The 14,603-nt window shown below is 49.7% G+C and carries 9 protein-coding genes; 3 read left to right on the top strand and 6 right to left on the bottom strand.

Going from position 1 to position 14,603, the window contains the following annotated elements:
- Window positions 1–21: 21 nt before the first annotated feature.
- The 5 genes from AB8599_RS16040 to AB8599_RS16020 all read right to left on the bottom strand — a co-directional run bounded on the left by AB8599_RS16040 (window position 22) and on the right by AB8599_RS16020 (window position 7,676).
- Window positions 22–3,150, bottom strand: a complete 3,129-nt coding sequence (locus AB8599_RS16040) for an efflux RND transporter permease subunit (protein WP_407333908.1) — start codon at window positions 3,148–3,150, stop codon at window positions 22–24.
- Window positions 3,147–4,859 carry an efflux RND transporter periplasmic adaptor subunit gene (locus AB8599_RS16035; protein ID WP_407333907.1) on the bottom strand — a complete coding sequence of 571 codons (1,713 nt, stop codon included), beginning with the start codon at window positions 4,857–4,859 and terminating at the stop codon, window positions 3,147–3,149. Before AB8599_RS16035 ends, AB8599_RS16040 begins: the two co-directional genes overlap by 4 nt.
- Before the next feature lie 21 nt (window positions 4,860–4,880).
- Complete coding sequence (locus tag AB8599_RS16030; RefSeq protein WP_407334454.1) at window positions 4,881–6,257, bottom strand: TolC family protein; 1,377 nt, start codon at window positions 6,255–6,257, stop codon at window positions 4,881–4,883.
- A gap of 102 nt (window positions 6,258–6,359) precedes the next feature.
- Window positions 6,360–6,788, bottom strand: coding sequence for a hypothetical protein (locus AB8599_RS16025; protein WP_407333906.1), 429 nt, complete (start codon window positions 6,786–6,788; stop codon window positions 6,360–6,362).
- Between the two features lie 144 nt (window positions 6,789–6,932).
- A complete protein-coding gene (locus tag AB8599_RS16020; protein WP_407333905.1) occupies window positions 6,933–7,676 on the bottom strand; it encodes a TetR/AcrR family transcriptional regulator in 744 nt (247 codons plus the stop codon).
- 160 nt (window positions 7,677–7,836) lie between these two features.
- Here AB8599_RS16020 and AB8599_RS16015 point away from each other — a divergent pair, with 160 nt between their 5' ends.
- From AB8599_RS16015 to AB8599_RS16005, 3 genes are read left to right on the top strand one after another with little or no spacing between them, the layout of a single operon-like run.
- Complete coding sequence (locus tag AB8599_RS16015) at window positions 7,837–8,913, top strand: efflux RND transporter periplasmic adaptor subunit (protein ID WP_407333904.1); 1,077 nt, start codon at window positions 7,837–7,839, stop codon at window positions 8,911–8,913.
- On the top strand, window positions 8,913–9,980 hold the full coding sequence (locus tag AB8599_RS16010; RefSeq protein ID WP_407333903.1) for an efflux RND transporter periplasmic adaptor subunit: 1,068 nt from the start codon (window positions 8,913–8,915) through the stop codon (window positions 9,978–9,980). Before AB8599_RS16015 ends, AB8599_RS16010 begins: the two co-directional genes overlap by 1 nt.
- Window positions 9,977–13,072: an efflux RND transporter permease subunit gene (locus AB8599_RS16005; RefSeq protein ID WP_407333902.1), complete on the top strand. Its 3,096-nt coding sequence runs from the start codon at window positions 9,977–9,979 to the stop codon at window positions 13,070–13,072. Before AB8599_RS16010 ends, AB8599_RS16005 begins: the two co-directional genes overlap by 4 nt.
- A 93-nt stretch (window positions 13,073–13,165) precedes the next feature.
- On the opposite strand, the gene AB8599_RS16000 is transcribed toward AB8599_RS16005, so the two are convergent.
- On the bottom strand, window positions 13,166–14,578 hold the full coding sequence (locus AB8599_RS16000; protein ID WP_407333901.1) for an aspartate aminotransferase family protein: 1,413 nt from the start codon (window positions 14,576–14,578) through the stop codon (window positions 13,166–13,168).
- Between the last annotated feature and the right edge of the window lie 25 nt (window positions 14,579–14,603).

Below are 14,603 nucleotides of genomic sequence, written 5' to 3'. Positions count from 1 at the left end.
CTCGTCGACACGGAAAATTCGTTAACTGTGTTGTGTGATTTCTCGGTTTTTCCAAAGTTTGTAAATGGCAGGAAGGACCAATAGCGTCAGCATTAACGCGGATGCCATGCCGCCAATCATAGGGGCAGCGATACGCTGCATCACTTCAGAGCCAGTACCCTCGCCATACATGATTGGGATCAGGCCGATAATGACGGTTAACACTGTCATCATCACAGGGCGAACGCGAAGCCCTGCACCTTCACGAATGGCGCCAGTGAGATCTTCTGGGTAAAGCGGTAGATTGTTTTCTTGGGCTTCTCGCTTTTTGGCGTGCCATGCCTGATTGAGGTAAACCAGCATGATGACGCCAATTTCGACTGCCACACCTGAAAGGGCAATAAACCCAACACCCACGGCAATCGAGAAGTTGTAACCCAAGTAGTGCATCAACCAAAGGCCACCGACCATGGCCAACGGCAGCGTCGCCATGATGATCATGACTTCGCCTACGCGACGGAAACTCAAGTACAACAGCAACATGATGATGGCGATGGTGATAGGCACGACCATGCTCAAGCGTTCTTTTGCACGCTCCATGTATTCGTATTGACCTGACCATGCCAAGGAATAACCGGTTGGCAACAGCAGTTGTTCTGCGACCGCTTTTTGCGCATCAACCACGTAAGAGCCTAGATCTCGACCGTCGATATCGACAAACACCCAACCATTAGGACGCGCGTTTTCGGTTTTGATCATCGGTGGGCCATCTTCATAGCGAATATCGGCCACATCAGCCAGTGCGATACGTGCGCCATTGGGTGTCACAAGCGGCAGGTTTTGCAGCTTCACCACAGAGTCTCGGTAGTCTTGTGGGTAGCGAACATTGATAGGGTAACGCTCTAACCCTTCAATGGTTTCACCCACATTCATGCCGCCGACAGCGGTAGAAACCACTTGTTGAACGTCTTTTATGCTCAAGCCATAACGGGCGGCAGCGAGGCGTTTAATGTCGATGGTGACATAACGTCCGCCAGCCACGCGCTCCGCATACACCGATGCTGTACCAGCCACTTGATTCAAGATGGGTTCGAGATCGGCACCTATGCCTTCGATGACCTTGAGGTCAGGGCCCGCAATCTTGATGCCGATGGGCGTTTTAATGCCTGTCGCTAACATATCGATACGGGTTTTGATCGGCATAACCCAAGCGTTGGTGAGGCCAGGGAATTGCACCAAATCATCAAATTCTTTACGTAATGCGTCAGTGGTCAACCCTTCTCGCCATTCTTCTCTTGGCTTTAATTGGATGACGGTTTCAATCATGGTGAGCGGAGCAGGGTCAGTCGCGGTTTCCGCTCGGCCAATTTTGCCCCATACGGTTTCCACTTCCGGTACGGTTTTGATCAGCTTATTGGTTTGCTGCAATAGCTCGCGCGCCTTGCCAATAGAAATACCGGGGTAGGTGGTCGGCATGTACATCAAATCGCCTTCATCCAATGGCGGTATGAACTCGCTACCCAGTTTGCTGGTGGGGTAATACGCCGAAGCCATCAACGCTATGGCTAGCACAATCATGGTTTTTGGAAAGGCCAAGCTAAGGTTCAACAAGGGGCGATACAGAGCAACAAGCGCACGGTTCACCGGGTTTTTGTTCTCCGGCAGTATTTTCCCGCGAATGAAGTAGCCCATCAGCACCGGCACTAAGGTGATCGCGAGACCCGCAGAGGCCGCCATCGCAAACGTTTTGGTAAAGGCTAGCGGCGAGAACATCTTGCCTTCTTGGCCTTCTAGCGCAAACACAGGCACGAAACTTAAGGTGATGATAAGCAGTGAGAAGAACAGCGGCGCACCCACTTCTTCTGCGGCTTTGCTGATCACCTGCCAACGGTTTTTGTCCGTCAGTGGGGTTCGCTCTATGTGCTTGTGGACGTTCTCAATCATGACGATAGCGCCATCTACCATGGCACCAATGGCGATGGCAATACCACCAAGGGACATGATGTTGGCGTTAATGCCTTGCCAGTGCATAACGATAAAGGCGGACAAGATACCAATCGGCAAGCTAATGGCGATAACCAATGATGAGCGAATATGGAACAGGAACAGGGCACACACCACCGCAACCACGATGAATTCTTCAGCCAGTTTCTCCCATAGATTCTTGACAGCATTATCAATCAAGGTGGAGCGATCGTAGGTGGCCACGATTTCCACACCGTCCGGCAAGCTACGTTGCAGTTCTTCGAGCTTGGCTTTGACGTTAGCGATAACCTCGCTGGCATTTTCGCCAAAGCGCATGACAATCACGCCGCCCACGGCTTCACCTTCGCCGTTCAGTTCTGAAATACCACGACGCATTTGTGGGCCAATGTTGATGTCGGCAATATCCCCTAGCAGCAATGGTGTGCCTTTCTCGGTCACTTTCAACGGTAAAGATTGAATATCTTCCACACTTGAAAGGTAACCCGTGGTGCGTACCATGTGTTCGGCTTCCGCCACTTCAATCACAGACGCGCCAGCTTCCTGATTGCCGTTTTGGATCGCCATGTTGATTTGTTGCAGCGTCAGGTTATACGCACGCAGCTTGGCAGGATCGATTTGTACCTGATATTGCTTCACCATGCCGCCAACGGTGGCGACTTCGGATACACCTTCAACGGTTTGCAGTTCGTACTTTAAGAACCAATCTTGCAAGCTACGCAACTCCGCCAGATCGTGTTGTCCGGTTTTGTCTTGCAGCACGTAGCTGTAAATCCAACCCACACCCGTAGCATCAGGCCCCAGCGTCGGTTTTGCGCTAGGCGGCAATTTAGGTGCAACCTGACTTAAATACTCCAACACGCGCGAACGTGCCCAGTACATGTCGGTATTGTCGTTGAAAATGATATAAACGTAAGAGTCACCAAAGAACGAATACCCCCTTACCGTTTCCGCGCCTGGTACAGCCAACATGGCGGTGGTGAGCGGGTAAGTCACCTGATCTTCCACCACTTGTGGCGCTTGACCGGGATAGCTGGTTTTGATGATTACCTGAACATCGGACAGATCCGGCAGGGCATCAACGGGGGTGTTTTTAACGCTGTATAAGCCGCCCAATGTGAGAAACAAGGTCGCGACCAGCACCAGAAATCGGTTGGCAATCGACCATCGGATCACGGCACCAATCATTGCTGTTCTCCTTTTGGCTCAAGCGCTTTAAGGAGGTAATCCACACCGTTTTTGGCGACTAAAAAGCGAACAGTTTGGCCTTCAGCAAAATCGGCCAGATTAACGCTGTCGTCCACAGAGAAGTTCATTTCTCCGGTGTCCCACTTCCACTCGCTAACAGGCTGGTGGGTGAGGGTGATCATGCCAAAATCTGCCATCAGCATGGAGATTTCGCCGTTTACCCACACTTGTGTCGCGATGGCATTTTCAGACATTTTGTAATCGACGATTTCATATTGGCCTGATTCGGCTTTTTGCATTTCAAAATCGATGGCTTGTCCGACTTCGAACTCGGCCAGTTCAATACCTTCGGCAAAAGTGAAATTCATCACCATGCCCGGCCAGTTCCAAGCGGCCACGGGTTCATGATTAATGGTGAGCATACGATGCCCCATCATCACGTCGGTGATTTCACCTTTCGCCCATTGGGTATCGGCAACCATCTCTTCTGGCATTGAGATACGCGCCAGATCTGCCGATTGGCTGGATTCTGAGTCCAACATAAAGTGAGCGGATGTCACCACACGATGTTGGTCGGTTAAGCCTTGCAGCACTTCAATAGTTTCACCTGCTTCGCGTCCCACTTCGATGCGAGCAGAGCGGTATTTTCCGTTGCCTTCTGAAAGCACCACACGCGTCATGCCGCCAGAGCGGATAACCGATGATTTCGGGATAGTGAGAACGGCATCTTCCGTGACAGGTTGCAGGGCGATATTGGCAAACATATTGGGTTTTAAGTCGCCATCAGCATTGCTGAACTTCAAGCGCATGCGCAGAGTACGAGTTTTCGGGTCCAAAATGGGGTAAACGTAATCGACGTTACCTTGCCAGGTTTTGCCGGGGACGCCATCAAGTGTCATGGTGGCTTGACTGCCTGCATTGACCCAATGCGCCTGACGTTCAAAAACTTCGGCATCGACCCACACTTCGTCCAGTGGCCCTGCACTGATCACCGCTTGTGAAGGAGAAAGATAGCCGCCTTCACGAATATTAAGGCTGGCGATAATGCCATCGGCCAAGGCTTTAACATCTATGGTTTGTGATGCTTTGCCACGTTTGATGATTTGAGCAATTTGGTCGCGATCGACCCCTAAAGAAACCAGCCGTTCTGTTGCGCCTTTCATTAAGCCTTTGCGGCCTGTGCGATAGGCGTTTAGCAGTTCTTCTTGTGCTTTAACCAGATCGGGCGAATAGAGCGTAAACAGCACATCGCCTTTGTTGACTTTTTCACCGACGGCATTGATATACAAAGACTCAACCCAACCCGCGACACGCACGTTGGTTTGCCAGAGTGTGCTCTCATCAAAAGCGATGTAGCCGACTGTTTCAATACGTGGTGATAGCGGAGCCCATTCGACAGCGGCGGTTTTCACGCCAAGATTATTCTCGACGGTGGGGCTGATTTTTACGGTGCCGGGTTTGTCATCTGAACCGGAAACATCATCGGCGTATACCGGGATCAAATCCATGCCCATCGGGGATTTGCCGGGTTTGTCACGCTGGTAATTGGGGTCCATGGGCGCGACCCAATATAAAGGCTCATCATGACTTGCAGATGGCGCTGCGCCAGCCATGGCTGACATGTCATGCCCTGAAAGTAGTTGGTTTGCACCAAATCCGATGGCACCGCCAACCAGCAAAGCGAGGGTAGCTACTTGCATTGTTTTCATTGTTATCTCCTACCTTGCGGCTTAGTGCTTGGTCTTGTTTGGCGTTGAAGTTGGCATGGCGATTTCGGGCGTCACTGTCGTGAAGTCAAAGCTGCCCAATAGGGTCGCCAAATTGCTGTTCACGATATTTAAATCGGTAACAAGTCGCTGCTGCTCAAGGGCTAACGTGAGCTCATCACTGGCTGCTGCAATCACGTCATTAAACTGTGCCGTGTTGTTTTGATACCCGCGTTCAACCGCTTTTGTGCGTGCGCTGGCTTGTTCCAGCAAGGTCGCTCTGTAGCGATCCAAGCGTTGTTCAAGGTTGCTTCTGTCCACCAATAGCGCATTCACTTTGGCGTTCATTTGTGCAAGGAGGAGATCCTTTTGCGATTTTGCTGCGCCCACTTGGTACTGAGCGGCAGCGTGGTTTCTGTCCTGACGGTTATCGGTGAAAAGGGGGATATCTAACGTCAGATACGCGCTAACTAAGTCGGAAGCGGGCTGCCCATTCATGCCATTGGCCTGGCGATAGCCATACATCACTTCCACGCCAAATTGCGGCGCGTAAGCTTGTTCTGCTATTTCAACTTGTGTTTGTTGAGCCGTAATGGCGATATCGGCCATTTTGATCATCGGATGTTGGCGAAGCAGGACAAAATGCTCAGTGGAGCTAGTTTGGCTGAGTGTGGTTGCTAGTGTTTGCCAATTCAGCTGGTTGCTGGCGTTGAGATCTTTCGCGTTGGCGAGCCAGTTTGCGCCCAGCCACTCGGAAAGCTGAGAAACAATGCGGCGCTGAACCTGTGCATTCGCCTGCAGTTTTTCATCCAGTTTGCTGACTTGAAGTTGGGCGTTGAGGAGGTCTTGCGCTTCATTCTTACCAATCGAATAGTTGGTTTGAATGAAGTTAGCCAGTTCGCGCATTAGGCGTTGGTTTTCACGCAAAACGCGCTCGGCCTGTTGCTGATAGCCCAGTTCCAACCATAGTTGAGTGAGGGAGTTTGCGACTTCGCGCTCACGTATTTCGACTTGAAGCTGAATGCCATCGGCTTGTTGGCTGGCTTTTTTTCCTTGCAAAGACAAGGTATCGCCACGTTCAAACTGCTGCATTAAACCCATGGAGATGTTGGTCATTGGGTCTTTATCGAATTGGAAGCTGTCCACGGGCAAGCCACCCACACCCACTTTGAGTTTGGGATCCATCAAGGTGGTACTGGCAATGCCTGTTTCACGCATGGCTTGTGATTGCGCGTAAAACTGTTTGCGGCTTGCATCGTTTTCTAGCGCCGTTTCGATAAGCTGGGTCAGCATGTTGGAGTCAGACGCCAAACGCACTTGCTCTGCCGATGGAGCGGCAAAAGCGGGCGTTGGCATCCAAACCATGGCACTGATCGACAGTGCTAATAAGCTTGGTTTGATATTCACGAGTTAAATCCATTCTGTACGCGTCAAATTCGGACGCGGAATTACCCTCCACGGCGCATCAAAAAGGCGCAGTGGTACGACATATCAGGGATGGATTTAAGCTATCGGGGGTCGGTAGAGAGATTGCGAACGTTCAATCACATTGATTCCTCGCTCTGAGGGGATCAAAGCAAGCTGTGTGATGTGTTGTTGGGATTGATAAATAGGGGATAGGAGTGCAACTGACGTAAAGCAGGTTGCTGCACAACAATTATGAGCGCTATTTTCTTCACCACCGCAATGTGGCTTGGCTGGGTTGTGCGTATCTGAACTTGCTGGTGCGGCGTGCTGCGTATGGTCATTTATCGTCGGGTTGCTCATGCCACAATCGACAACGTTAGCAGACATTTGATGACCGTTCATACCATTAAGTTGCATTGTTATCTGCATTGACGAAGCTGATGCGCTAGACGCAAAACTGGTGAACAGCATGACAAGCAAGCTGATCACTGATATCCAGTATGTGCGAAAAGAAGAAAAGCGCATCGTAAGACTTTTATGGCTGAGTATTGCTAACGAGTATAAAGCTTCCTGCTAGGGGAAGGTCAACGAATTTTGTCTTTAAAATATGAGAAGACATCAAATTGACGGTAACTTGCTCATATTTGACAAAATATGCTGCTATTTTATTCAATCCATTGCGTGTGTTAGCGGTGATGTTGGCTCTACATGGCAAGGAATATCGAGCAAAATCTCGCTCAGATGCGCAGGATGAATCATGTCTTCTTGGGCAATGCCCATCTGCATGGCGACTTGCTTGTTGTAAAGAGTCCAATGTTTGAGCAAAAGGGCATCCTCATCCCCGCCAAGTTCTGGCCAAGTTTCATTCAGCATGGGTTTTAGGCTGACCGCTGCATGCGTGCTTTGCAGCATTTGCCATTTCATTTCCCACATCTCAACAGGTTTATTGGGGTGCTTTTGATTGTAGTCATCAAATAAAGATTTAAACGCCGATGAAAATTCGTCTTTAGAACGAAGGAAGTAGGCGAGCAGGGCATCATTTTTTTGGCGTACGGCATCGGCAATAAACTGAATGGGCTTTGGTTCACACAGTGTGACGGCGCTCATTTTGACCAAGAAGAGATAGATGCGGTAGGCGCTGTCTTCATTGACGGAAATTTTCTCAAGTAGCGCGTGGATATAGCGTTGCAAGTAGTTGTCCATGCCATCGCTAACCGCCTGCCAGATTTGTTCTTTGCTGCCAAAGTGGTAGCGGATCAAACTATGAGAGACCCCCGCTTTTTCACTGATGTTTCGTAGCGACACACGCTCAAACCCCAGTTCAGCAAACATGTCAGCAGCGACATGCAAGATAAGGCATTTCGTTTGCTCTGCGGTTTCTGCGCTTCGGCGACCTTGTTTTCTTTCTTGCATGACGTTCAAAACAACTCCTCTTTGCGACTAACGCTTTGTATCAGATTAAGGATCACTTCTCCAATTTTTTTATTATACAGATGGAAAATATATTGATCGAATCAAAAATCGCCATATACTGCACAGGTGTGTAATAAACTCAAATATTGGAGAGAGCGACGTGCGATATCAAAGATTGAAACGCACCCTCGGAAGCTTGTTGGTGATGATCACCACGGTAGGGTTATTAGCAGGTTGTGACGAAGCGGTATCTGAAACAACGGACGCAATGCCGGTTAAGGCCGTGAAATTGCTGGCAGTGCAGGACTATGTGGTTTCTGCGACGGACAATTTCTTAGCAGAAATTGATGCAACTAAACGTGCGCAGTTGTCGTTTCAGGTTGCGGGAGAAATTGAATCGCTGAATGTTCGAATGGGGCAACACGTCAAGCAAGGGGATTTGCTTGCGACCCTCGATCCGAGTGATTTAGCGTTGGCGTTAGATTCCGCCAAAGCGCGTTATTTATTAGCGAAAACTCAGTGGCAACGTGCGCAGCAGCTCTATAAAAAGCAATTGGTGAGTACGGATGTGTACGATCAAGCTGAAACGCTTTATAAAGCAGAACGTGCGCATCACGAACAAGCCAAAACAGAATTGGGTTATACCCAAGTTCGCGCCCCGTTTGATGGCGTGGTGGCTTATACCTTTGCGAAACCTAATCAAGTGGTGGCAGCTAAGCAGCCAATCCTTAATATTATCGACAATACCCAACTCGACGTTTCTTTTGCGCTGCCTGTGCATTTTGTCGACAAACTCGGTATTGCCGCGCTTTCTCAGCAGCCACTTTGGGTGATGATGGACAGCGATCCCACCACTAAGATCCCCGGAAAATTCAAAGAAATCTCCACTCAGCCGAACGCTGAAACCAACACCTATCAGGCAACGTTGACGATTCAGCGCCCAGAAAACCGCAATTTATTGAGCGGCATGACAGGGCATGTATTGATTGCGAAATCACAAACAGGGCTACAGCTTTCACTGCCAGATACGGCATGGGTTAGCCGAGAAGACAACCAAGGCATGGTGTGGGTGATGGATGCTGCAACCCAGCGAGTGGCGAAAACTGCCGTTCTCCTTGATACCAATGGGCGAATTCAGCAGGGATTAGATGTCACCGATTTGGTCGTTGTCGCAGGCGTTGAAAGCTTGAGTGAAGGACAAGAAGTGAAAGCATGGATTCGTGAGGAAGGGATTTAATGAAGAAAAGAATACTCACCGCAGCGATTGCCAGCGTGCTGTTGCTTGTGGGTTGTTCAGAAGACAATGCCAACGTTGTAGTCGAACAGCCACTTTACGTTTCAACAGTGGCTATCGATGCACCAGTAAAAAATCAATTTCGGGTGTTTAAAGGTCAGGTTGTGCCCGCCGAGCAGACGCCGATAGCGTTTCGTACCACGGGTGAAATTCGTGATGTGTTGGTCAAAGCGGGCGACAAAGTGACCGCAGGCCAATTGATCGCGCAGTTAGACGATAACAGTGTTCAACAAGCGCTGAATGACACCCGAGCCCAATATTCACTGGCATCGAAACAGTGGGAGCGCAGCAAGGACTTGTTCAAACGCGCGATGATTTCTCAAGCTGAACTCGATGAGCTTTCTGCTAATCGTCAGTTGGCAAAAGCCCAATACGAATTGGCAAAAAACCAACTTGCTTATACCCAACTGAAAGCGCCATTCAGCGGCACAGTTTCCGATGTGTTCAAGGAGCGTTTTGAACGTGTACAAGCGGGGGAGCCAGTGGTCAATTTGTATCAAGACGACAAAGTCTACGTGCAGATTGAATTGTCAGACAACGTGCTGGCGATGATCACCCCAACAGGCCGCAGTGTTTCATATCGCCCTATGGTGAGCTTTTCTGGCGTGAACGCTGAACACCAGATGCATTACCTCGAACATACTAACGAACCAAGCCAACAAACGGGCGCTTATGCCATGTGGCTTGAGCGCGATCAGATAGACCCACCGATTCTACCGGGTACGACGGCGACGGTTGCCGTAGACATGGTGGAAGCAGGGATTACTGCTGTTGATGGTTATCAAGTCCCTATGACCGCGTTGCAGGCGGGGAACGAACAAGGACGCTTTTACGTTTGGAAGTTAAATGATGACCAAGTAAATCGCGTTGAAGTGGTGGTATCAAAAGTGAATGGTGACGGCGCGATTATCGCGTCTGGCATCGTCGAAGGGGATGTGTTGGTGAATTCGAACCTGCGTAAATTGCGCGAAGGCAAACAGGTTGATACAGCGGAGAAAAACAACGGATGAATATCGCTGAATATTCCATCAAGAACAAAGTGATCAGTTGGTTGTTTATTGCCATTTTGGCAATAGGTGGCGTGACCTCGTTTCTTGAATTGGGTCGTCTTGAAGATCCGGCTTTTACGATTAAAGATGCCATGGTGGTGGCAACCTATCCGGGTGCGACACCGAAAGAAGTGGAAGAAGAACTCACTTATCCACTGGAAAAAGAAATTCGTGGATTGCCATACATCGACAAAATCACATCGACCTCTTCCAGCGGCATGTCGCAGATTATGGTGAGTATGGAGATGGATTACGGCCCTGACGAATTGCCGCAAATTTGGGATGAAATGCGTCGTAAAATCAATGACCTTCGCCCTACGTTGCCAGCAGGTGTCACCTCGTTGTCCATCATTGATGACTTTGGCGATGTGTTCGGTGTGATGATCATGCTGACAGGCGATGGCTACGATTATGTCGAGCTAAAACGCTATGCGGATGTGATGTCCCGTGACTTAGAAATGGTTGATGGCGTCGGCAAAGTGTCGATTGCTGGCGACCAGCAGGAGATGCTGTTCGTTGAGATTTCTCTTGATCGCCTTGCCTCGTTGAATCTCGATATGTCGATGGTTTCTGGGCTGCTGAATCAGCAGAACAACGTGGTTTCTTCTGGTGAAGTCATGGTGAATGGCGAGAGTTTGGTTATTCGACCAAGCGGAACGCTAAATACGGTAGAAGCGCTTGAGAACCTGATCATTCATGGCCGCGATACGGGCAATCTTATCCGCCTCAAAGACGTGGCAACCGTGGTGCGTGGCATTCAAGAAAAGCCAACAAACGTGGTGACGTTTAACGGACAACCTGCAATTAACCTTGCTGTTTCGTTTGAAAGTGGTGTGAACGTGGTGGAAGTCGGCCAGCGACTGAGTGCCGAGGTTGCGCATCTTGAAACCATGAAACCTGCGGGCATAGAACTTAACTATTTCTATAACCAAGCGGAAGAAGTAGACGCCTCGGTACAGGACTTTATTGTCAGCCTTGGACAGGCAGTCGCGATCGTGATTCTGGTGCTGCTGTTTGCGATGGGAATACGTAGCGGCATCATCATCGGCATTGTGCTTCTTCTTACCGTTTTCGGTACATTCATTTTGATGGAGTACAACAAAATTGAACTGCACCGGATTTCCCTTGGGGCGCTGATCATTGCGCTCGGGATGCTGGTGGATAACGCCATTGTGGTCGTGGAAGGTATATTGGTTGGGCTGAAAAAAGGCCGTACCAAGGTGCAAGCTGCCTCTGACATTGTGAAGCAAACTCAATGGCCGTTGCTTGGTGCAACAGTGATTGCGATTACCGCCTTTGCGCCGATTGGTTTGTCTGAAGACGCCACGGGCGAATTTATGGGCTCCCTGTTCTGGGTGCTTTGCTATTCCTTATTCTTGAGCTGGATTACGGCGCTCACTATCACGCCATTCCTGGCTAATTTGCTGCTGAAAGACGGAGACACTAACGCTGTCGATGAAAATGTCGATCCATACAAAGGGTGGTTGTTTACGCTGTTTGGTGGGTCACTCAAGCTGGCATTGCGTTTTCGCTGGTTAACTGTCACGGCCATGGTGGCACTTTTGTTCGCTGCCGTGGTGGCGTTTGGCATGGTGAAGCAGCAGTTCTTCCCGCCCTCGAATACGCCCATGTTCTATGTAGACATGTGGATGCCGGAAGGGACAGACATACGCGAAACCATCAAACAGACCGAGCGTGTCGAAGCGTATGTGCGTGAGCAAGAACATGTGGAATTTGTGTCAACCTCCGTGGGGCAGGGCTTGCAACGTTTTGCGCTGACTTATCAGCCTGAGCAAAGCTACGAAGCTTATGCGCAGCTCCAAGTTCGCACCACGGATCGTGACAACATGTTTGTGGTTTTGCGCGCGCTGAACGGCGAGCTTTCCCGACAGTTTGATACGCCAACTTTCCAGTTTAAGTTGATGGAATTCGGGCCGTCTCCAGCATCAAAAATTGAAGCGCGGATCACAGGGGCAGATCCTCAAGTGCTGCGTGACATTGCGGTACAAGTGGAAGACGTTCTGCATACCGATCCGGGTGCGAGAAACATTCGCCATGACTGGCGCGAGCGTACTAAAGAACTCGTGCCAATGTTCAATGAATCCAAAGCGCGTCGTTTGGGTATCTCGAAAGAAGATTTGTCCAACACGTTACAAATGACCTTTGGTGGTGCAGCCATGGGCTTGCTGCGCGATGGAACGGATATTCTGCCGATTGTGGGTCGATTACCCGAATCTGAGCGTGTGGATTTTGAATCCATCCAAAATGCCAAGATTTGGAGTCCATCACTTCAAGCGTATGTGCCGATTGATCAGGTCATTGACGGTATTTCATTGTCTTGGGATGAGCCATTGATTAAGCGCCGCGACCGCAATCGTACGCTAACGGTATTGGCTGATCATGATGTCCTCAGTGAAGACACGGCGGCAGCCTTGTTCACACGAATTCAACCCAAGGTCATGGCGTTGGATCTGCCTGATGGGTATAGCATTAGCTGGGGCGGCGAGTATGAGTCATCCAAAGATGCGCAAGACTCACTGTTTGGTTCGTTGCCAATGGGCTATTTGTTGATGTTTGTCATCACCATGCTGCTGTTTAATTCGCTGAAAAAACCTTTGGTGATTTGGTTTACTGTGCCTTTGTCTATCATCGGCGTGTCCTTTGGTCTTTTGCTTTGGAATATGCCGTTTAGTTTCACCGCGTTCCTTGGTTTATTGAGCTTGAGCGGCATGATTTTGAAAAACGGCATCGTGCTATTGGATCAAATAAACCTCGAGTTGGAGTCAGGCAAAGACCCATATCTGGCCATTGTGGACAGTGCAATTAGTCGTGTTCGTCCGGTCAGTATGGCGGCATTGACCACGATTCTTGGCTTGGTGCCACTGATGTTTGATGCTTTCTTTGGCTCGATGGCGATTACTATCATGGCGGGACTAGGCTTTGCGACTATCTTGACGCTAATTGTCGTGCCAGTGATGTTTTCATTGCTGTTTGGTATCAAACCGCCAAAGACCGAGAAAGTAAAAACACTTGAGCCAGCAGAAGTCGTGTAGATAGGCATTATCAATTAAAGCTATGCGTCAATCTTCAACACAAAGCCCCGAATTCGGGGCTTTTTCAATCGCATGACGTGATGTTTGAATGTGTTAAGCGGCCTTCCAGTTGCCACTGCTCACCAACTTGTCTGTCACTTTGTCGATGGCTTTTTTCGCCCGCGAGACGATATCGTCAATGTCTGCATGGTTAACAACCAGAGGTGGCGCGAAACCCAAAATGTCGCCGTGTGGCATGGCACGAGCGATCAAACCCTGTTCAAGACATGCAGCGGCGATTTGTGGGCCGACTTTTAAAGAGGGATCGAAGTGTTCGCGTTTGAACTTGTTGCTGGAAAACTCAAGGGCATGCAGCAATCCGATACCGCGGCTGTCACCAATGAGCGGGTGATTGGCAAACGTGGCCTGCATCTGTTGTTGGAAATAGGCGCCCGTATCACGGGCATTCGCCGTCAGGTTTTCACGCTCGATAATATCGAGGTTACACAGCGACGATGCCGCGCCCAATGGGTGACCTGAATAGGTATAACCGTGCCCGATAGCGCCCCATTGATCTGTGCCATCTTCAAGTACCTTCCATACTCTTTCACCCACCATGACGCCGGAAAGCGGTTGATAGGCTGAAGTCAGTCCCTTGGCGACGGTAATGAGGTCGGGCTTCATGTCATACATGATTGAACCAAAGTCAGCGCCAAGACGACCAAAACCACAAACCACTTCATCAGAAATGAGCAAAATGTCGTATTTATCCAATACTTTGCGGATTTCCTGCCAGTAACCTTCTGGTGGCGGAACAATACCGCCAGTGCCCAGTACAGGTTCGCCAATCATGGCGGCGACGGTTTCTGGACCTTCGGCGAGCACCATTTTTTCTAATTCATCTGCGCAGTATTTTGAGAACTCACGTTCGGTCATCCCGTCGTCTTGGCGACGATAATAGTAAGGCGCGACAGTGTGTTTAATACGATCAAGCGGCAGATCGAAGTGGGCATGAAACAGTGGAAGCCCTGTCATTGAACCCGAGGCGATACTGGAGCCGTGATAGCCACGATCACGAGAAATGATTTTCTTCTTCTCTGGCAGCCCGCGCACATTGTTGTAATACCAAACGAGCTTAAGTTGGGTTTCATTGGCATCACTGCCCGACATGCCGTAATACACCTTGCTCATGCCTTGGCCCGCCATCTTCAATATACGTTCTGACAGGGTGATCAATGCTTCGTTCGTGTGGCCGACATACGTGTGGTAGTAAGCAAGCTTCTTGGCTTGTTCGTAGATGGCTTCGGCCATTTCTTCTCGGCCATAGCCGATGTTCACACAGTAAAGCCCCGCGAAAGCATCGACAAGTTCTATGCCTTCTGAGTCTTGAATGCGAATGCCTTTGGCGCTGGTGATAATACGCCCTGGCAAGTCACCATCGGCGTATTGCTTTAGGTGGGTTGATGCGTGAAAGACGTTCTGGCGGTCTATTTCGAGCAAGGCTTTGGTATCAATATTCTGTGTCATATCAAACTCCATGTATCTGCAAAAG

The organism is Enterovibrio litoreus (genome assembly GCF_045679545.1).
In the GTDB taxonomy this organism is placed as follows: domain Bacteria; phylum Pseudomonadota; class Gammaproteobacteria; order Enterobacterales; family Vibrionaceae; genus Enterovibrio.
This window is presented reverse-complemented; position numbering and strand designations above follow the sequence as displayed.